The sequence below is a fragment of the Stenotrophomonas sp. PUT21 genome (assembly GCF_052232875.1).
GTDB classification, from domain to species: Bacteria; Pseudomonadota; Gammaproteobacteria; order Xanthomonadales; family Xanthomonadaceae; genus Stenotrophomonas; species Stenotrophomonas maltophilia_N.
This window is the reverse complement of the sequence record NZ_CP197645.1, coordinates 541,131-559,450: the sequence shown is the minus strand read 5'-3', so window position 1 is coordinate 559,450 and position 18,320 is coordinate 541,131. Positions and strand designations below refer to the sequence as shown.

Here is an 18,320-nt window from a genome sequence, read left to right as displayed (position 1 = left end):
CGCCGGCGAAACCCGCATGGCGGACGGGGCGCGCACAACAAAAAGCCCGGCATTGCCGGGCTGTTTGTTTTCCAGCAGAAGCCGCCCCCGTTAGAGGTTGGCTTCTTCGGTCTGCACCTTGAAGTGCTTGCGCATCGCCTCGACGTAGGCCTTGGCGGCAGCCATGCCGTCGATCTGGCTCAGCTGCTCCTTGAGCTGCTGTTGCTGGGCGGCATCCACTTCGGCCACGTTGCCCGGGGTGACCTTGGTCACCGCGTAGATGACGTAGCGGCCCTGCACGGCGACCTTGCCGTAGCTGGGCTTGCCTTCGGCCGGCAGCGGCGCGCTGAACACGGCGCGGTTGATCTCCGGGGTCGGCACCGGCTGGGTGCGCGGCAGGCCCGGCAGCGGGCTGATCTGCAGCTTGTCGCTGGTTGCCAGCGCCTGCAGGGTCTGACCGGCCTTCAGCTTGGCGAGCACGACGTCCACGGCCTTCTCCGAGGCCTGGCGGGTGCGATCGGCGTGGATCGCGGCGATCACCTGCTCACGCGCCTTGTCCAGCGGCAGTGCCTGTTCCGGGCTGTGCTCGGTCACGCGGATCATCACGCTGTGGTTCGGGCCCAGCTCGATCGGGTCGCTGACGGTGCCATCCTGGGTCAGCACGTCCGAGAACGCCGCGCGCAGCACGGCCGGATTGGCGGCGATGCCACTGGCGGTAGTGCGGGTGAACGGACCGATCGTCTGCACCGGCAGGCTCATGTCCTTGGCCGGGCCTTCCAGCGAGGTCGGGTTCTTGTAGACCAGGTCGACCAGGCGGCCACTGAGTTCGGTGAACACGCGGTCGGTGTCGGCCTTGAGCTGCTCGGCCGCCAGCTGGTCACGCACCTCTTCAAACGAACGGCCTTCGCCGCCCTTGGTCTCACGCAGCTTGAGCACGTGGAAACCGAAGTCGGTCTTGACCGGACCGGTGACCTCGCCCGCCTTCATGGCGAACAGGGCGTCTTCGAACGGCTTCACCATCGCGCCGCGCTCCACCCAGCCCAGGTCGCCGCCGGTGTCCTTGGAACCCGGATCTTCGGAGTTGGCTTTGGCCAGGGCAGCGAAATCGGCGCCCGGTGCCTTGGCTTCCGCGGCCAGGCGCGTGGCCTTCTCTTCAGCGGCCTTGAGCTTGGCCGGATCGCTGCCATCGGCGGTGATCAGGATGTGCGAGGCCAGACGCTGTTCCGGCGTGGCAAAGCGTGCCTTCTCATCTTCATAGCGCTTGCGCAGGGTGGCTTCATCGGCGGCCGCAGGCGCAGGCAGGTTCGCGCCGTTGATCTCGACGTATTCGAGCGACACGGTTTCCGGCTGGCGGAAATCCTTGGTGTGGCTGTCATACCACTGCTTGATCTGGGCGTCGGTCACTTCGGCGGTGTCGGCCGGGGTTTCCGGCAGCGCGGCCAGTTCGACGTCACGGGTTTCGCCCAGCAGCTTCATCAGGCGCTCGGCTTCGCTCTGGGTGGTGAACCCGGAACGCTGCAGGGCCGACGGAATGATCGACTGCTGGATGCTTTCGCGCACCAGCGCTTCGAACTGCGTCGGGGTGCGCGGCGGATTGCCGCTGGCCAGCGCGATGCGGTAGTTGTCCTGGTTGAACTTGCCATCGGCACCGAGGAAGGCCGGGATCGAGGCGATGTACTCGCGTACCGCGCCATCACCGATCACGATGCCGGACTGTTCGCCGGCCAGGCGCACGACCTGCTCATCGATCATCTGATCGAGCACGGCCAGCTTGCTCTCCGTGCTTTCGAACTGGCGCGGATCGAAATCCTCGCCCTGTTCCTGGCGTGCCTGCTGGCGCGCCTGCTCGAAGCGCACGCGGAAATCATTGGAGCTGATCTCATGGTGCTGCCACAGGAACGAGACCGGCCACCACGACGGGGCGGACTTCCACCAGGTCGGCGGTGCGGCCACTTTGGCCACGTTCTGCGAGCCGACGCCACCGAGGTAGCTGGAGTCGATCACGAACAGGAACGGAATCATCAGCAGCCCCAGGATCACGGTAACGATCCAGCCCGAGGTCTTGTCGCGAAGTTTCTGCAGCATGGGAAAAATCAAGGCCTGATTGGCGAGCCCGGCAGTGTAACCCGCTTCGCGGCAGGCTCCAAAAGTGCCCGCGCCCCGCCCCTGCGCGCGATCCTCCCGCCGGCGCACCGGGCGATCGTGGCGGGCGAACGGTGTGCGCCGCACTGTCGATTGATCGGCTGAATTGGAAACAAAAAAAAAGCCCTTGGTTTTCACCAAGGACTTTTCAAAGATTGGCGGAGCGGACGGGACTTGAACCCGCGACCTCCGGCGTGACAGGCCAGCATTCTAACCAGCTGAACTACCGCTCCGCACTTGAACTTTGCAGGCGCTCATTCTATCCGAAGATATTCAGATTGCCCACCCCGAAATGCTGCTTTTTTCGAGGTTTTTTAAAACTGGCGGAGCGGACGGGACTTGAACCCGCGACCTCCGGCGTGACAGGCCAGCATTCTAACCAGCTGAACTACCGCTCCGCACTAAACCGCTTTTGTTTCCACCGCGACGTACATCGCTGGAGAAAACAAGGCCCCCGATCGCTCAGGGGCCCTATTGAAACTGGCGGAGCGGACGGGACTTGAACCCGCGACCTCCGGCGTGACAGGCCAGCATTCTAACCAGCTGAACTACCGCTCCACATTTCAAAACTTTTACTGGCAGTGCCTGGTGGGTGCTGAGGGTTTCGAACCCCCGACCCTCTCCGTGTAAAGGAGACGCTCTACCGCTGAGCTAAGCACCCCAGCAAGCCGCTTAGTTTACGGCATCCTTCAGGGCTTTGCCAGCCTTGAACGACGGATTCTTCGACGCAGCGATCTTGATGGTGTCGCCGGTCTTCGGGTTGCGGCCGGTACGGGCAGCGCGGTCGCGGACCTGGAACGTGCCGAAGCCCACCAGCGTCACCGCGTCACCGCCCTTCAGGGCCTTGGTGACGGAAGCGATGACGGCATCAACGGCGCGGCTGGACTCGGCCTTGGTCAGGTCGGCGGCTTCAGCAACGGCGTCGATCAATTCGGTCTTGTTCATTCTCTACAGCTCCTTTGGCGGGGATTCCGCGGATTCAACATTGAGACACCCGACGACGATACGCCGTCGAATGCCAGTGAAGTTCTCAGTTCGCCGAATTCAGATTTACGCTGACTCGCGAGTGGTGCTTTTATACCAGTGCCCCCCTACCCGCGCAAGCTGAAAAGCCAATAACGACGCGGGTTTCGGGCATTTCCACAGGACGCGTCAGTGCTTGACGCGCGTCGTGGAAGCTGTCTTGGACTTGCCGCGTACCGTGACACGCTGCCCAACTTTCTTGGGCTTCGGTGCAGTCAGTGGCGTCTCCAGCGCCAGGTCGAGCACTTCCTCGATCCACTTCACCGGCACGATCTTCAGATCACGGGTGACATTGGCGGGGATATCGGCCAGATCCTTGCGGTTCTCCTCGGGGATGATGACCGTGGTGATCCCGCCACGCAGTGCCGCCAACAGCTTCTCCTTGAGGCCGCCGATGGCCGTGACGCGGCCACGCAGGGTGATCTCACCGGTCATCGCCACTTCGGCCCGGATCGGCACCTTGGTCAGCGTGGACACCAGCGAGGTGACCATCGCGATGCCCGCACTCGGGCCATCCTTGGGGGTGGCACCATCGGGCACGTGAACGTGCACGTCGTGCTTCTGCAGGAACTCGTTGTCGATGCCCAGCCGCTCGGCGCGCGAACGCACCACCGACAGGGCCGCGGAGGCGGATTCCTTCATCACGTTGCCCAGCTGCCCGGTGAGGATCAGCTGGCCCTTGCCCGGTACCAGGGTGGACTCGATCTGCAGCAGATCGCCGCCGACTTCCGTCCAGGCCAGGCCGGTGACCAGGCCCACTTCGTTCTGCTCTTCGGCACGACCGAAGTCGACGCGGCGCACACCGAGGTACTTGTCCAGGTTCTTGCCGTTGACCACCACCAGCGCCTTCTTCTTTGCGCTGGCCTTCTTGCCGGCCTTGGCCGGCTTGGCCGTCTTGGCGGGGGCGACCGGCCCAGCAAGCGCGATCTCCTTGACCACCTTGCGGCAGATCTTGGCCACTTCGCGCTCGAGGTTGCGCACGCCGGATTCGCGCGTGTAGTAGCGCACGATGTCCTGGATGGCGTCAGCCTCGATCTCCAGCTCTTCCGGCTTCAGGCCGTTGGCCTTGATCTGCTTGGGCACCAGGTAACGCATGGCGATGTTGAGCTTCTCATCCTCGGTGTAGCCGGGGATGCGGATCACTTCCATGCGGTCCAGCAGCGGGCCGGGGATGTTGAGCGAGTTGGAGGTCGCCACGAACATCACTTCGGACAGGTCCAGGTCCACTTCCAGGTAGTGATCGTTGAACGCGTTGTTCTGCTCCGGATCGAGCACTTCCAGCAGCGCCGAGGACGGATCGCCACGGAAATCCATCGACATCTTGTCGATTTCATCGAGCACGAACAGCGCGTTCTTGCTGCCCACCTTGTTGAGGTTCTGCACGATGCGGCCCGGCATCGAGCCGACATAGGTGCGGCGATGCCCACGGATCTCGGCCTCGTCGCGCACGCCACCCAGGCTCATGCGCACGAACTTGCGGTTGGTCGCCTTGGCGATGGACTGGCCCAGCGAGGTCTTGCCCACGCCGGGCGGGCCGACCAGGCACAGGATCGGGCCCTTCATCTGCTTCACGCGCGACTGCACCGCCAGGTATTCCAGGATGCGGTCCTTGACCTTGTCCAGGCCGAAGTGATCGGCGTCCAGCGTGTCCTGCGCGGCCTTCAGATCCTTGCGGACCTTGGTGCGCTTCTTCCACGGCACGCCCAGCAGCCAATCCAGATAGTTGCGCACCACGGCGGCTTCGGCCGACATCGGCGACATCTGCTTGAGCTTGTTGAGCTCGGCCTTGGCCTTGGTCTCCACCGGCTTGGGCATGCCCGCCTCGGCGATCTTGCGCGCCAGCTCGTCCATCTCGCCCGGCGCATCGTCCAGGTCACCCAGTTCTTTCTGAATGGCCTTCATCTGCTCGTTGAGGTAGTACTCGCGCTGGCTCTTTTCCATCTGCGATTTGACGCGGCCGCGGATGCGCTTTTCCATCTGCTGCACATCGATCTCGCCATCGACCAGGCCGACCAGCATTTCCAGGCGGTCGCCGATCTGCAGCGTTTCCAGCAGGCGCTGCTTGTCGGCCAGGCGCACGCTGATGTGCGCGGCAATGGTGTCGGCCAGGCGCGCGGGCTCATCGATGCCGGCCAGGGTCTGCAGCAACTCCGGCGGCAGTTTGCGGTTGGTTTTGACGTACTGCTCGAACAGCGACATCAGCGAGCGGGCGATCGCCTCGATCTCGCGCGGCTCGCGCGATTCGTCCGATTCGATTTCCATGCCCACGCCGTGCAGCGAGCCATCGCGCTCGGTGACTTCGGTGACGTTGACGCGCGACAGGCCTTCGACCAGCACCTTGATGGTGCCGTCGGGCAGCTTCAGCAGCTGCAGGACCTGGGCGAGTGTACCGACCTGGTACAGATCGGCGGCGGACGGATCATCCGTCTCGGCGGACTTCTGCGCGAGCAGCAGGATGCGCTTGTCCGCTTCCATCGCCTGCTCCAGCGCATGCATGGACTTGTCACGGCCGACGAACAGCGGAATGACCATGTGCGGGAACACCACCACGTCACGCAGCGGCAGTACCGGCAGGTCGAGAGTCTCAGTTGGGGAACGGGCCATGTGGGCTCCAGTGGAACAGTGGGGATGGCCTCCGGGCGCCTCGCCCGGATACAAAAAAAGCCGATGGCCTCGTTATGGGGCCATCGGCTTCTAGATGCAAGCTGTTCTGAAAAATTTCTTTCAATTCAATTACTTGAACTGATTATTCAGCGCCAGCCGCCTTCTGTTCAGGCGCCGGGGGCGTCTGGTAGATCAGGTACGGTTCGGACTTGTGTTCGATCACCGATTCGTCCACCACCACCTTGCTCACGTTCTCTGCCGAGGGCAGGTCGTACATGGTGTCCAGCAGGACCGATTCGACGATCGTACGCAGGCCACGGGCACCGGTCTTGCGCTTGAGCGCCTTGCGGGCGATCGCGGCCAGGGCGTCCGGACGGAACTCCAGCTCGACGTGCTCCATCTCGAACAGCTTCTTGAACTGCTTGGTGATGGCGTTCTTCGGCTCGGTCAGGATGCGCACCAGGGCGGCCTCGTCCAGCTCTTCCAGGGTCGCCACGACCGGCAGGCGGCCGACGAACTCCGGAATCAGGCCGAACTTGATCAGATCTTCCGGCTCGACTTCGGCCAGGATCTTGCCCACTTCCTGCTTGCGCTCGGAACTCTTCACCTTGGCACCGAACCCGATGCCGCCCGAATCGTTGGAACGCTGCTGGATCACCTTGTCCAGGCCGGCAAACGCGCCGCCACAGATGAACAGGATGTTCTTGGTGTCCACCTGCAGGAATTCCTGCTGCGGGTGCTTGCGGCCGCCCTGCGGCGGCACGCTGGCCACGGTGCCTTCGATCAGCTTCAGCAGGGCCTGCTGGACGCCTTCGCCGGACACATCGCGGGTGATCGACGGGTTCTCGCTCTTGCGCGAGATCTTGTCGATTTCATCGATGTAGACGATGCCCTGCTGTGCCTTCTCGACATCGTAGTCGCACTTCTGCAGCAGCTTCTGGATGATGTTCTCCACGTCCTCGCCCACGTAACCGGCTTCGGTCAGCGTGGTGGCGTCGGCCATGGTGAACGGCACGTTGAGCAGGCGGGCCAGGGTCTCGGCCAGCAGCGTCTTGCCCGAACCGGTCGGACCGACCAGCAGGATGTTCGACTTCGCCAGTTCGACTTCGTCGTTCTTCTGGCGGCTCTCGATGCGCTTGTAGTGGTTGTATACGGCCACGGCCAGGGTCCGCTTGGCGCGGTTCTGCCCGATCACGTACTGGTCAAGGACCTCGAGGATCTCGCGCGGCTTGGGCAGCGAACTGCGGGCCGACTGCGCCTTCTCCTCCAGCTCCTCACGGATGATGTCGTTGCACAGCTCGACGCATTCATCGCAGATGAACACGCTCGGACCCGCAATCAGCTTGCGCACCTCATGCTGGCTCTTTCCACAGAAAGAGCAGTAGAGGATCTTGCCGGTGTCCGTGGAACGACCTTGGCGGTCTTCGCTCATGCTTCGCTTACCCAGTTACCCCACCCGACTGAACGGGGGTTCGATTCGAGAATAGCACAGGGTCAGGAGGACGCCAGTCCTGCCCGACCCGGTGGAAACAAGCCGGTTTCCCGGCCTGGCACAACCTTACGCCGGCTGGATCGACTCTTCCGGACGACGCTCCAGGACCTGGTCGACCAGACCGTAGGCCACGGCATCGGCCGCGCTCTTGAAGTTGTCGCGCTCGGTGTCCCGGGCGATGGTCTCCAGCGACTGGCCGGTGTGCTTGGCCAGCACTTCGTTCAGGCGCGAACGCAGGGTCAGGATTTCACGGGCATGGATGTCGATGTCCGTGGCCTGGCCCTGGAAGCCGCCCAGCGGCTGGTGGATCATCACGCGCGAGTTCGGCAGCGCATAACGCTTGCCGGCCGCGCCGGACGCCAGCAGCAGGGCGCCCATCGAGGCCGCCTGGCCGACGCAGATGGTGCTCACGTCCGGCTTGATGTACTGCATGGTGTCGTAGATCGCCATGCCGGCGGTGACCACGCCACCGGGCGAGTTGATGTAGATGCTGATGTCCTTTTCCGGGTTGTCCGCTTCCAGGAACAGCAGCTGCGCCACCACCACGTTGGCCATGTGATCGTCGATTGGGCCCACGAGGAAGATCAGACGCTCCTTCAACAGGCGCGAATAGATGTCATAGGCGCGCTCGCCGCGGCTGGTCTGTTCGACCACCATCGGAACCATGTTCAGGGCTGTGGTTCGGTTGTCCATTAGTGAGGCACCTATTTTAGGGGGAACGACCCCGCGCCAGGGCGCGGGGCGTAAAACACGAGCCGCTTACTGGCGGATCGCGTCCTGGAACGACAGCTTCTCTTCGGTGTGCTGGGCGCGCTCGGCGATCCAGTCGATCACCTGCTCTTCCATCACACGATTCTGCAGCCCACTCATCAGCTGGGGGTCGTTGCGGTACATCTCAATGACCTGCTCCGGCTCTTCATAGGTGGAGGCGATCAGGCGCATGGTTTCATTCAGGCGCTTCGGGTCCAGGCGCAGGTCGTTCCTGCGGGCCACTTCACCGACCAGCAGGCCGACCAGCACGCGCTTGGCGGCGGCGTCCTTGAAGCCTTCGTGGGCGTCGGCCGGGACGTCGCCCGGGTTGCGGCCGCTGCGGCGGATCTGCTCGAGCTGCTGGTCCAGCATGGCGCGGGCTTCGTTCTCGACCAGGCGCGGCGGCATTTCCACCGAGGCGTAGGCAGCGATCAGCTGCTCGCCGACTTCGCGGCGCAGGCGGTTCATCAGGGCACCCTTGAGCTCACGCTCCAGGTTGGCGCGGATGTCCTTGCGGAACTGCTCCACGTCGCCGCCCTTCACACCGAAGCTCTTGATGAACTCGGCATCCACCTCCGGCAGCACCGGTGCGGACACGTCCACCGCCTTGACGGTGACCTTGACCTGCTTGCCGGCCAGCGCGGGGACGCGCCAATCGGCCGGGAATTCGACGTCCAGGGTCTTTTCTTCACCGGCGGTCAGACCGACCAGGCCCTGTTCGATCTGCTCGAACATCATGCCCTGGCCCACGATCACGCTGCCCTTCTCGGTGCCTTCGGCCGGCAGGCGCTCATCGCCGGCCTGCGACCAGGTTTCCAGCGCCACCAGATCGCCGTCCTGGGCGCCGCGGGTGACCGGGCTCCAGCTGCGGCGCTGTTCGCGCAGGTTGGTGATCATCTGATCGATGTCGGCATCGTTGATTTCAGCGGTGTGGCGGACCACGGTCAGCTTGCTGACGTCCACGTCGCCGAAGTCCGGCACCAGCTCGACGGTGGCCACGAAGGACAGCTCGCCCTCGCCCTTGTCGATGCGCGGCGTGCCGGCGATGCGCAGTTCGTGCTCGCGCAGGGCGGCGTCGAAGGTCTCACGCAGCAGGCCGTCGACGGCTTCGCTGCGGACCTGCTGGCCGAAACGCTGCTCGATCACCTTGGCCGGCACCTTGCCCGGGCGGAAGCCCTTGATGCGCGTGGTGCGGGCGATTTCGCCCAGACGGCCGCTGATGTGCGTCTGCAGACGGTCTTCCGGCAGCGAGAAGGTCAGGCGGCGTTCCAGATTGCCAGTGGATTCGATCGAAGCTTGCATGTTGACTCCTGCCACCGGCGGCATGGGCCCCGGCACGATGTGATGGATGAAACGGGTTTTGGACGCGGGGTCGTGGACGCGCATGCCCGCCGCAGCCCTGTAGTTTCGCCGATAAACGCCAGCGCCGCCAGCGCGGACCGAGAACGCTCGGGGGCCGCCAGGGCCCAGCATGTGACCGTCTCCCCGATCGGGGACGTGCCCATGGTCATGGTGCCGGCGAAAACGCCCTGCACTGGTGCGAAAGGGGGGACTCGAACCCCCACGCCTTGCGGCACTGGAACCTAAATCCAGGGCGTCTACCAATTCCGCCACTTTCGCGAGCCTGCAAGCTCAGGCGCACATTGTTGCAGGCGGGGCGGGAAAGCGGAAGGTCGTCATGTCGCTAAATGGGGTGAAGCGCGTGCCCCACCCCGCGGATCAGGGGCTATTGCGCAGGCAGCGCCACGCCGGAGGGCGATGGCCCTTTCGCCAGCGCATGGCGCTCCTCGCCCTGAGGAGTGCCCTGCACGGAGACACGGACAAGTGGCTTGGCCGGCTGGAAATCGCCGACAGGAAGATTGTTGCGGATCACGGTCGTGGCATAACCGGCCAGGACCGTGTCGAGCGACGCGTGGGAGGGCGTTTCGGCAGCCGTGGCAGCAGTAGCCGCGCAGGCAGTCAATGCCACGGCGGCAAGGATCCGGAGAGTCATGATGGGCGTACCTCGATGAGCGCCTTGGGCGCGGTCCATCGAGTGAAACCGGATTGCCGGGTGCGATCCGTGCGCTGTCGCGCAGGTTGGAAACGCAGGGTGTCGCGTTCGACCCCGGTTTCAGGAGGCTTTCAGATACGCCCTCCCTGAAAAGAAAAAACCGCCTGGCGGACCAGGCGGCTTTTGTCTTGGTGGGCTGTCAAGGATTCGAACCTTGGACCTATTGATTAAGAGTCAACTGCTCTACCAACTGAGCTAACAGCCCGAAAATCGGGAGGCGAATTATGCAGGGTTTTCTGCGCGCGACGCAAGCATTTTGTTTGAATGGATGGCCAATAGCGCCAGCGGACCGTCAACGACCCACCTGTTCAACATGTGGCCTGGCGATGTCCTGGAAAAGAAAAAAGCCACCGGGCGGACCCGATGGCTTCTGTCTTGGTGGGCTGTCAAGGATTCGAACCTTGGACCTATTGATTAAGAGTCAACTGCTCTACCAACTGAGCTAACAGCCCTGAAAAACTCAGGCGCACATTGTAGCGTGTGTGCTGCCTTTTGCAACCCTGATTCACTTTCGGTGAACCAGTTGAATCAGTGGGGTGGCTGAGGGGACTCGAACCCCCGACCACCGGAATCACAATCCGGAACTCTAACCAACTGAGCTACAGCCACCACTGAAAACCTTGTTTCCTACCGCTTGCACCGAATGGCGCGCCCGACAGGAATCGAACCTGTAACCGCCGGCTTAGAAGGCCGGTGCTCTATCCAGTTGAGCTACGGGCGCTCGATCCGGATTGTCGCATTCCAATCCCGATTTGAGCAGCGGGCTTGGTCGGGGTAGAGGGATTCGAACCCCCGACATCCTGCTCCCAAAGCAGGCGCGCTACCAGACTGCGCTATACCCCGGCGGTTTGTTTCCCTCCGGGGTTCCCCCCGAAAGAGCCGCCTATTGTGGGAATCGACAGGGCATCTGTCAACGGTTTTCACACATCAATTCACATGTCGCCGTCGACGATGGCCGCTTCGGCTATGCTCGGGTCAGCGGCCGGATGGCCGGACCCCTACCCCATCAAGGAGATTGGCAATGCGCAGCGGCAATCCCGCACTTTCCGAGTCGACCTTCCTCGACCTGGCCAGCGGCTCGGTCGTGGCCCGCCCCGACCAGGCGATGACCATCAACGGCACCGTCAACAAGACCGGCATCCTGCTGCTGCTCACTGTGCTGACGGCCGCGTTCGCGTGGAGCCAATCGGTCGATGCGAGCGGCCTGCCCACCTCCAGCGCCATGCCGTACACGCTGGTTGGCGCAATCGGTGGCCTGGTGCTGGCCCTGGTGACCGTGTTCAAGAAGGAATGGTCGCCGGTCACGGCACCGATGTATGCGCTCGTCGAAGGCCTGTTCCTCGGGGCGATCTCGGCGGTGTTCAACGCCAAGTTCCCCGGCATCGTGATGCAGGCGGTGATGCTGACCTTCGGCACGATGTTCGTGATGCTGGCGGTGTACCGCAGCGGCCTGATCAAGGTCACCGAGAACTTCAAGCTGGGCGTGGTGGCGGCAACCGGCGGCATCGCGCTGCTGTACCTGGCCTCGTTCGTGCTGAGCTTCTTCAACATCAACATCCCGATGATCCACGAGGGCGGCTGGATGGGGATCGCTTTCAGCCTGTTCGTGGTCGTGGTGGCGGCACTGAACCTGGTGCTGGATTTCGACTTCATCGAAACCGGTGCCGAGGCGCGCGCGCCGAAGTTCATGGAGTGGTACGGCGCCTTCGGCCTGATGGTCACGCTGGTGTGGCTGTACGTGGAATTCCTGCGCCTGCTGTCCAAGATCCAGCAGCGCTGAGCCACGTTGCGACGTGATATGACGAAGGCGCCGCAAGGCGCCTTTTTCATGCCTCGGGAATCACCGGGCGGACTTGCTGGAGTGCCGCGTAGTGGCGCGCCATGAACCCGGCCAGCGCGCGGACTTTGGGCGCCAGCTGGCGAGCGTGCGGGTACACCGCGTAATAGTGCCGGCGGCCCGCATGGTGCTGGGGCAGCACGCGCACCAGTCGCCCGTGCAGCAGATCCTCCTGCACGGTCAGGCGGGTGAACGCGGCAATGCCCTGCCCGGCCAGCACAGCGGCGTGCAGTGTCGGAATCGCATCCACACGCAGCCGCCCGCGGGGGGAGACCTCCACCTGCGCGCCGCGCGCCGAGGTCAACGACCACGCCGACAGCGCACGCGCGCCCGCAAAGCCGATCAGCGCATGCCGGGCCAGATCCGCCGGCTGACGGGGCAGCCCCCACTGCGCGATGTAGCGTGGCGATGCCACCAAGACCATGTCGGTAACGGCCAGTTCGCGCGCCACCAAGGTGCTGTCGGCCAAGGGCCCGGCAATACGCAGGGCCATGTCGAAACCGCCACCGATCAGATCCACCAGGCGATCATCGCAGGACAGATCCAGCTCGATGCCGGGGTATTGTTCCAGGAAGGCAGGCAGCCACTGCGACAGCTCCAGGGTGCCGATCACCAGCGGTGCACTGACCCGCAGCAGCCCGCTGGGTGCGTCGTGATCGGCCTGCAGGCGCTGCTCGGCCACCTCCAGCCGGTCCAGGATATCCACACAGTCCTGGTAGTAGGCTCGCCCGGCTTCGGTCAACGTCAGCCGGCGGCTGTTGCGATCCAGCAGGCGTGCCCCCAGGTGCGCTTCCAGCTGGCGCAGCTGCCGCGACATCGACGAATGGGTGGTGTCCAGGCGCTCGGCGGCGGCGGTAAAACTGCCGGCGTCGACAATGCTGCGAAACGCCTTCATGGCGGAGAACTGGTCCATCACGCTCCCGTGCAGCGGCCGGCACCTGTGGCGGTGCCGGCAGCATACCAAGGCCGGTGCAGCTCAGCGGACCGGCAGCGCCAGGATCTGATCGGTGGCCAGCACGGTGCCGTAGGTGTCCTCGATGCTGGCCAGCGCGGCGGCGTGCAGGCTGGCGTGCGCGACCCGGCTGCCGTCGTGCAGGTCCAGATCACGGGTGGCGGTGGCATCGGAGGACACGATCACGCTCAGGCCCTTCGGCGCGGCATCGCGGGCGGCGCCGGCGACACAGGCATGGGTCTGCAGCCCGGCGATGATCAGCGTGTCGATCCCGGCGTTCTTCAGCGCCTGCTCCAGCACCGGGCCGGACGCCCCGGCGAACACGCTGACGTTGTCCTTGGCGATCACCCGCTCGCCCTTGCGCGGCTGCATCTGCGGGTGGAACTGGACCGTGCGGCCGCCTTCGGCGAACAGCGGCGCCCCGGCCGGAAGCACATGCTGGACGTGGATGACCGGGATCTTGTGGGCATCGGCGAAGTCCACCAGGCGGCGGGTCTGGGTCAGGGCGGCATCGCCATCGGGAATGGGCATGCGGCCGCCGGCGAAATACTCATTCTGGAAATCGATCACCAGCAGCGCGGTCTTGCCGGCCGGCAATGCGCTTGCGTCCTGCGCGCCAGCCATGTGGCGGATGGTCGGGTGGGCCGGCTCGGCGGCGGGCTGGGCGGACGCGGTGGCGACGCCGAGGATGCCGGCCAGGCCGATCAGGGAGGCGAAATTCATGGGAAAGCTCCTGCTGTGGTTGGGATGGCGTGCATGGTGCTTGCCGGATCCGTGCACCAACAGCCAGCCACCCGCACACCATCTGTGCGTTTCTTGCACAGATCGACGGAAACCCCTGTTGATCGCCGAAGAATTCGCCATCGAACCGGCAATAAAAAAGCGGGGCGCCGAAGCGCCCCGCTTTCTGGACAACCGCCCCGCGCGCTTACAGGCGGCTGGCGATGGCCTGGGCGAAGCCCATGGTGTTGCCGGTGCCGCCCAGATCGCCGGTCAGCGAATCCTTGGCTTCCAGCGTGGCCACGATGGCCTTGCGCAGGCGCTCGGCGTTCTCGACCTGGCCGACATGGTCCAGCATCTGCGCGGCAGCCAGCAGCAGCGCGCACGGGTTGGCCTTGCCCTGGCCGGCGATGTCCGGCGCGGTGCCGTGAACGGCTTCGAAGATCGCCGCGTTCTCACCGATGTTGGCGCCCGGGGCCAGGCCCAGGCCGCCGACCAGACCAGCACACAGGTCGGAGATGATGTCGCCGAACAGGTTGGTGGTCACGATCACGTCGAACTGTTCCGGACGCATCACCAGCTGCATGCAGCAGTTGTCGACGATCATTTCCTGGAACTCGATGTCCGGGTACTTGGCCGCCACTTCGCGCGCCACGGCCAGGAACAGGCCCGAGGTCGACTTGATGATGTTGGCCTTGTGCACGGCGGTGACCTTCTTGCGGCCGGTGCTGCGGGCCAGCTCGAAGGCATAGCGCACGATGCGCTCGGAGCCCTTGCGGGTGATGCGGGTGCCGGAGAAGGCGGTTTCGCCGTCGGCCGACACTTCCTGGCCTTCGGCCAGGTACGCGCCTTCGGTGTTCTCACGGACGGTGATCAGGTCCACGCCGTCGCCGAAACGCGACTTGGTATTCGGGAAGGACACCGCCGGACGCACGTTGGCGTACAGGTCGAAGTGGCGACGCAGGCTGACGTTGATCGAGGTGAAGCCACCACCGACCGGCGTGGTCAGCGGGCTCTTCAGCGCGATCTTGTTGCGTGCGATCGATTCCAGCGTGGCCGCCGGCATCAGATCGCCGTGCTTTTCCAGCGCGACCAGGCCCGCATCGGCGTCTTCGTATTCAAAGCCGGTGTCCAGCTTGCCGAGCACGAACAGGGTAGCGTCCATGATCTCCGGGCCGATGCCGTCACCGCGGATGACCGTGATTTTCTGCGTCATTGATGTGTATTCCGAACCGAGGGGGGAGCGCCATCCGTGAGGTGCGCGAAGCGCGGGCGCAAGGGAAGTTTCATCGGCAATTATGCCTTACCCGCCCGATGGACCCCAAATGGGCCATTGGTCTAAGGCGGGAAAGGCAGAATTGCCCGCGCATACCTCCTCCACCCTGGGCCGTTGGCGTACCGAGAGCGTTGGGGGCCAACGGGGCCGACCAACGGTCGGCTCTACCGCGGCGGGGCCATCACGGCCCCGACTTCAATGCTCGTGGACGGCCGGCGCTTCGGCGCCACCTTCGAGCTGGTCCAGGAAGTCCACCGCGCGGCGCAGGTGCGGGATCACGATCGAGCCGCCGACCACCAGGCCGACCGAGAAGGTCTCGAAGAACTCCTCGCGGGTCACGCCGGCGTCCTTGCACTGGGCCACGTGGTAGCTGATGCAGTCATCGCAGCGCAGCACCATCGAGGCGACCAGACCGAGCAGCTCCTTGGTCTTCACATCAAGCGCGCCGGCCTGGTAGGTCTGGGTATCGAGCGCGAAAAAGCGCCGCACGACCTGGTTGGGCTCGCCCAGGATGCGCTGGTTCATGCGCTGGCGGAACTCGGTGAATTCGGCAATGCGGTCCTTGCTGCCGTCGTCGGCCGCGCTCATGCCGGGTCCTGCCCGGCCAGCAACGGCTCCAGCTTGCCGGCGCGGTGCAGGGCCATCATGTCGTCGTAGCCGCCCACATGGACCTCGCCGACGAAGATCTGCGGCACGCTGGTGCGGCGGGTCTTGGCCATCATCTTCTCGCGCTCGACCGGGTCCAGGTCGATCCGGACCTCGGTCCAGTCGCGGCCCTTGCTCTTCAGGAAGTTCTTGGCGGCCACGCAGTACGGGCACACCGCGGTCGAGTAGATGGTGATGGCGGGTGCGCCACCGGAGGTGGAAACAGCATCTTGGCTCACGGGAAACTCCACAGCGGAACGTTGGTCTGTATATGGTAGCGGTCCGCTGGATTTTCCACGTCACCGTCGCAACACTGTGGTTTAACTGCAGGTTGCACTGGCCCTGTCACGCTGTCGTCCGTCTTCCCCCCAGGAGCTCCGTTTGCGCCCCTTGCTGCTCTCTGCCGCGTTGACCCTGGCCTTGGCCGTGCCGCTGGCCGGGGCCCAGGAAAGCAAGCTGCCGGACATCGGCTCCTCGGCCGGCGAGCTGCTGACTCCAGCCCGGCAGGCCGAGTACGGCGGGATGATGCTGCGCGAACTGCGCAATTACGGTTATCTGCTGGACGACCCGCTGGTCGATGACTGGCTGCAGACCATGGGCGCGCGGTTGGGCTCCAACAGTGCCCAGCCCCGCCAGTCCTATACCTTCTTCATGCTCAAGGACCGGCAGATCAACGCCTTCGCCACCCTGGGCGGCTTCATCGGGGTCAACGCCGGGCTGGTGCTGACCGCCGAGCGCGAAGATGAGGTGGCTGCGGTGCTGTCGCATGAAATCGCCCACGTCACCCAGCAGCACGTGCTGCGCGGTGTCGAGCGCGCCCAGCGCGACCAGATCCCGATCCTGCTCGGCATGCTCGCCGCGATCGTGGCCGCGCAGCAGGCCGGCGGCAATTCCTCCGGTGACGCCACCATGGCCGCGATCACCTCGGGCATGGGCCTGATGCAGCAGCGCCAGATCAACTACACCCGCTCCAACGAATCCGAGGCCGACCGGCTGGGCATCCGCACCCTGGCCCGCAGCGGCTACGACGTGGATGCCATGGCCGGCTTCTTCGAGCGGATGTCGGCCTCGATGCGGGGCAACCAGGGGGGCTACAGCGTCCCGGACTTCCTGCAGACGCACCCGGTCACCACCACCCGCATCAGCGAGGCCAAGGCGCGCGCCGAGCAGATGAAGAAGGACACGGTGCTGCTGACCACCGAGGTGCCCGGCGGCGTCCGCCAGGAGCGGGTGAACCCGGCCGACCCGGCCCTGTCCGATCCGCTGGTGCGGCGGAGCAACCCACTGCTGCCGGCCTCGATGCAGATTTCAGTCACCTCGCTCAGCCGCGGCAGCACCGGCCAGTTCGAATGGGCGCGCGAGCGACTGCGTGTGCTCAGTGCCGACACCCCGGGCGATGTGATTCGTGAATACGAAAGCCTGCAGCGCGCGCAGAAGAACGGGCTGACCGAGCCGCAGCGCTACGGGCTGGCCCTGGGCCGGCTGCGCAACAGTGCCGCCGCGCAGGCAAGCCGCGATCTGGGCGAGCTGCTGCGCGACCACCCGGACAACGTCTGGGTGGCGCTGGCGCTGGCCGAGGCGGAGTCGCGCAGTGGGCAGCCGGCGCAGGCCAACGCCCGGTTCGAGAGCCTGATGCGCCAGCACCCCGGCAGCCGCCCGGTCGCATTGACCTATGCCGCCATCCTCAATGAACAGGGGGGACGCGAGGCCGGCCAGCGCGCGCAGGCGATGCTGCGCCCGATGCTGTCGCAAAGTGGCAATGATCCGGTCTTCCAGCAGCGCTTCGCCCGTGCCAGCGAACTGGCCGGGGATACCACCCGGGCCAGCGAAGCCTATGCCGAGGCCGCGTTCCTGAGTGGCCGCCCGGAGCAGGCACTGATCCAGCTGCAGGCACTGAAGCGGCAACCGGACCTGGATTATGTCGGCCGCGCCCGGGTCGATGCCCGGATCGAGAGCATCACGCCCACGGTGCTGGAAATGCGCCGGCAGGGAATCGACGACCCGGAGCTGGACCGCCGCTGAGCCGCTCCCGGATGACGGTGGGATGGCCGCGCACGACGGCAACGGCTACCCCGTCACAAACCTGTCATGAAACCGTAGTCTACTGAGCTCAATCCCGATCTGATGAGCAATACGGTGGGCACGTGCAGAAACGCATCCTGATCGTCGATGACGAACCCGCGATCCGCGAAATGGTCGCCTTTGCCCTGCGCAAGGGCGACTACGACCCGATCCATGCCGGCGATGCCCGCGAGGCGCAGACCGCCATCGCCGATCGCGTCCCGGACCTGATCCTGCTGGACTGGATGCTTCCGGGCACCAGCGGCCTGGATCTGGCCCGGCGCTGGCGCAAAGAAGCCCTCACCCGCGAAGTGCCGATCATCATGCTGACCGCGCGCGGGGAAGAAAACGACCGCGTCGGTGGCCTGGAAGCCGGCGTCGACGACTACGTGGTCAAGCCGTTCTCGGCGCGCGAACTGCTGGCCCGCATCCGTGCGGTAATGCGCCGCGCCCGCGACGATGACGAAGATGGCAGCGTGGCGGTCGGCACGATCCGCATCGACGGGGCCGCGCACCGCGTGTTCGCCGGCGACCAGCCGGTGCCGATCGGCCCGACCGAATACCGCCTGCTGCATTTCTTCATGACCCACCCTGAGCGTGTGTACACCCGTGCCCAGCTGCTGGATCACGTGTGGGGCGGCAGCGTGTATGTGGAGGAGCGCACCATCGATGTGCACATCCGCCGCCTGCGCAAGACGCTGGAACCGTTCGGCGCGGAGAACATGGTGCAGACCGTGCGCGGCGCCGGCTACCGGTTCTCGACCTCGACCTGAGTCTCGTCGGGCC

General features: G+C 64.9%; 15 protein-coding genes and 10 tRNA genes. 3 read left to right on the top strand and 22 right to left on the bottom strand.

What is annotated here, in order from left to right:
• Positions 1 to 90 precede the first annotated feature (90 nt).
• The 17 genes from ACTT2I_RS02610 to ACTT2I_RS02530 form a co-directional block, all read right to left on the bottom strand.
• Positions 91 to 2,064: a peptidyl-prolyl cis-trans isomerase gene (locus ACTT2I_RS02610; protein WP_443096776.1), complete on the bottom strand. Its 1,974-nt coding sequence runs from the start codon at positions 2,062 to 2,064 to the stop codon at positions 91 to 93.
• A gap of 213 nt (positions 2,065 to 2,277) precedes the next feature.
• A tRNA-Asp gene (locus tag ACTT2I_RS02605) sits at positions 2,278 to 2,354 on the bottom strand.
• Positions 2,355 to 2,442: 88 nt separating this feature from the next.
• Positions 2,443 to 2,519: transfer RNA gene (locus ACTT2I_RS02600), tRNA-Asp, on the bottom strand.
• An 83-nt stretch (positions 2,520 to 2,602) separates the two neighbouring features.
• Positions 2,603 to 2,679 (bottom strand) — tRNA-Asp (locus ACTT2I_RS02595).
• A gap of 28 nt (positions 2,680 to 2,707) precedes the next feature.
• A tRNA-Val gene (locus tag ACTT2I_RS02590) sits at positions 2,708 to 2,782 on the bottom strand.
• Between the two features lie 11 nt (positions 2,783 to 2,793).
• Positions 2,794 to 3,066 (bottom strand): HU family DNA-binding protein, encoded by a 273-nt coding sequence (locus ACTT2I_RS02585; RefSeq protein ID WP_019185801.1) that lies wholly within the window; start codon positions 3,064 to 3,066, stop codon positions 2,794 to 2,796.
• Positions 3,067 to 3,273: 207 nt separating this feature from the next.
• The gene (gene lon / locus ACTT2I_RS02580) at positions 3,274 to 5,748 is read right to left on the bottom strand and encodes an endopeptidase La (RefSeq protein WP_421100454.1); all 2,475 of its coding nucleotides are present in this window, start codon (positions 5,746 to 5,748) and stop codon (positions 3,274 to 3,276) included.
• A gap of 142 nt (positions 5,749 to 5,890) precedes the next feature.
• Positions 5,891 to 7,180 carry an ATP-dependent Clp protease ATP-binding subunit ClpX gene (gene clpX, locus ACTT2I_RS02575; protein ID WP_019185803.1) on the bottom strand — a complete coding sequence of 430 codons (1,290 nt, stop codon included), beginning with the start codon at positions 7,178 to 7,180 and terminating at the stop codon, positions 5,891 to 5,893.
• Between the two features lie 126 nt (positions 7,181 to 7,306).
• Positions 7,307 to 7,933 (bottom strand): ATP-dependent Clp endopeptidase proteolytic subunit ClpP, encoded by a 627-nt coding sequence (gene clpP, locus ACTT2I_RS02570; protein ID WP_019185804.1) that lies wholly within the window; start codon positions 7,931 to 7,933, stop codon positions 7,307 to 7,309.
• 66 nt (positions 7,934 to 7,999) lie between these two features.
• Complete coding sequence (gene tig, locus ACTT2I_RS02565; RefSeq protein WP_088435170.1) at positions 8,000 to 9,292, bottom strand: trigger factor; 1,293 nt, start codon at positions 9,290 to 9,292, stop codon at positions 8,000 to 8,002.
• Positions 9,293 to 9,525: 233 nt separating this feature from the next.
• Positions 9,526 to 9,610, bottom strand: a tRNA-Leu gene (locus tag ACTT2I_RS02560).
• A 106-nt stretch (positions 9,611 to 9,716) separates the two neighbouring features.
• The gene (locus ACTT2I_RS02555; RefSeq protein ID WP_421100453.1) at positions 9,717 to 9,983 is read right to left on the bottom strand and encodes a hypothetical protein; all 267 of its coding nucleotides are present in this window, start codon (positions 9,981 to 9,983) and stop codon (positions 9,717 to 9,719) included.
• 189 nt (positions 9,984 to 10,172) lie between these two features.
• Positions 10,173 to 10,248 (bottom strand) — tRNA-Lys (locus ACTT2I_RS02550).
• A 171-nt stretch (positions 10,249 to 10,419) separates the two neighbouring features.
• Positions 10,420 to 10,495, bottom strand: a tRNA-Lys gene (locus ACTT2I_RS02545).
• A gap of 80 nt (positions 10,496 to 10,575) precedes the next feature.
• Positions 10,576 to 10,652: transfer RNA gene (locus ACTT2I_RS02540), tRNA-His, on the bottom strand.
• A gap of 35 nt (positions 10,653 to 10,687) precedes the next feature.
• A tRNA-Arg gene (locus ACTT2I_RS02535) sits at positions 10,688 to 10,764 on the bottom strand.
• A 45-nt stretch (positions 10,765 to 10,809) separates the two neighbouring features.
• A tRNA-Pro gene (locus ACTT2I_RS02530) sits at positions 10,810 to 10,886 on the bottom strand.
• A gap of 178 nt (positions 10,887 to 11,064) precedes the next feature.
• Between ACTT2I_RS02530 and ACTT2I_RS02525 the strand changes: the two genes are divergently transcribed.
• A complete protein-coding gene (locus ACTT2I_RS02525) occupies positions 11,065 to 11,823 on the top strand; it encodes a Bax inhibitor-1/YccA family protein (RefSeq protein ID WP_293980389.1) in 759 nt (252 codons plus the stop codon).
• A gap of 46 nt (positions 11,824 to 11,869) precedes the next feature.
• Here the strand turns inward: ACTT2I_RS02525 and ACTT2I_RS02520 are convergent, their stop codons facing one another.
• From ACTT2I_RS02520 to grxC, 5 genes are all read right to left on the bottom strand, one after another.
• Positions 11,870 to 12,793, bottom strand: coding sequence for a LysR family transcriptional regulator (locus ACTT2I_RS02520; protein WP_421100452.1), 924 nt, complete (start codon positions 12,791 to 12,793; stop codon positions 11,870 to 11,872).
• 63 nt (positions 12,794 to 12,856) lie between these two features.
• Complete coding sequence (locus tag ACTT2I_RS02515) at positions 12,857 to 13,555, bottom strand: cysteine hydrolase family protein (RefSeq protein ID WP_421100451.1); 699 nt, start codon at positions 13,553 to 13,555, stop codon at positions 12,857 to 12,859.
• Positions 13,556 to 13,760: 205 nt separating this feature from the next.
• The gene (locus ACTT2I_RS02510; RefSeq protein ID WP_019185811.1) at positions 13,761 to 14,768 is read right to left on the bottom strand and encodes an isocitrate dehydrogenase; all 1,008 of its coding nucleotides are present in this window, start codon (positions 14,766 to 14,768) and stop codon (positions 13,761 to 13,763) included.
• A 255-nt stretch (positions 14,769 to 15,023) separates the two neighbouring features.
• A complete protein-coding gene (locus ACTT2I_RS02505; protein WP_019185812.1) occupies positions 15,024 to 15,416 on the bottom strand; it encodes a carboxymuconolactone decarboxylase family protein in 393 nt (130 codons plus the stop codon).
• A complete protein-coding gene (grxC, locus tag ACTT2I_RS02500; protein WP_088435175.1) occupies positions 15,413 to 15,712 on the bottom strand; it encodes a glutaredoxin 3 in 300 nt (99 codons plus the stop codon). Before grxC ends, ACTT2I_RS02505 begins: the two co-directional genes overlap by 4 nt.
• A 142-nt stretch (positions 15,713 to 15,854) precedes the next feature.
• Here grxC and ACTT2I_RS02495 point away from each other — a divergent pair, with 142 nt between their 5' ends.
• The gene (locus tag ACTT2I_RS02495; protein ID WP_421100450.1) at positions 15,855 to 17,495 is read left to right on the top strand and encodes a M48 family metalloprotease; all 1,641 of its coding nucleotides are present in this window, start codon (positions 15,855 to 15,857) and stop codon (positions 17,493 to 17,495) included.
• A gap of 122 nt (positions 17,496 to 17,617) precedes the next feature.
• Positions 17,618 to 18,307: a phosphate regulon transcriptional regulator PhoB gene (gene phoB / locus ACTT2I_RS02490; RefSeq protein ID WP_019185815.1), complete on the top strand. Its 690-nt coding sequence runs from the start codon at positions 17,618 to 17,620 to the stop codon at positions 18,305 to 18,307.
• The last annotated feature ends 13 nt before the right edge of the window (positions 18,308 to 18,320 follow it).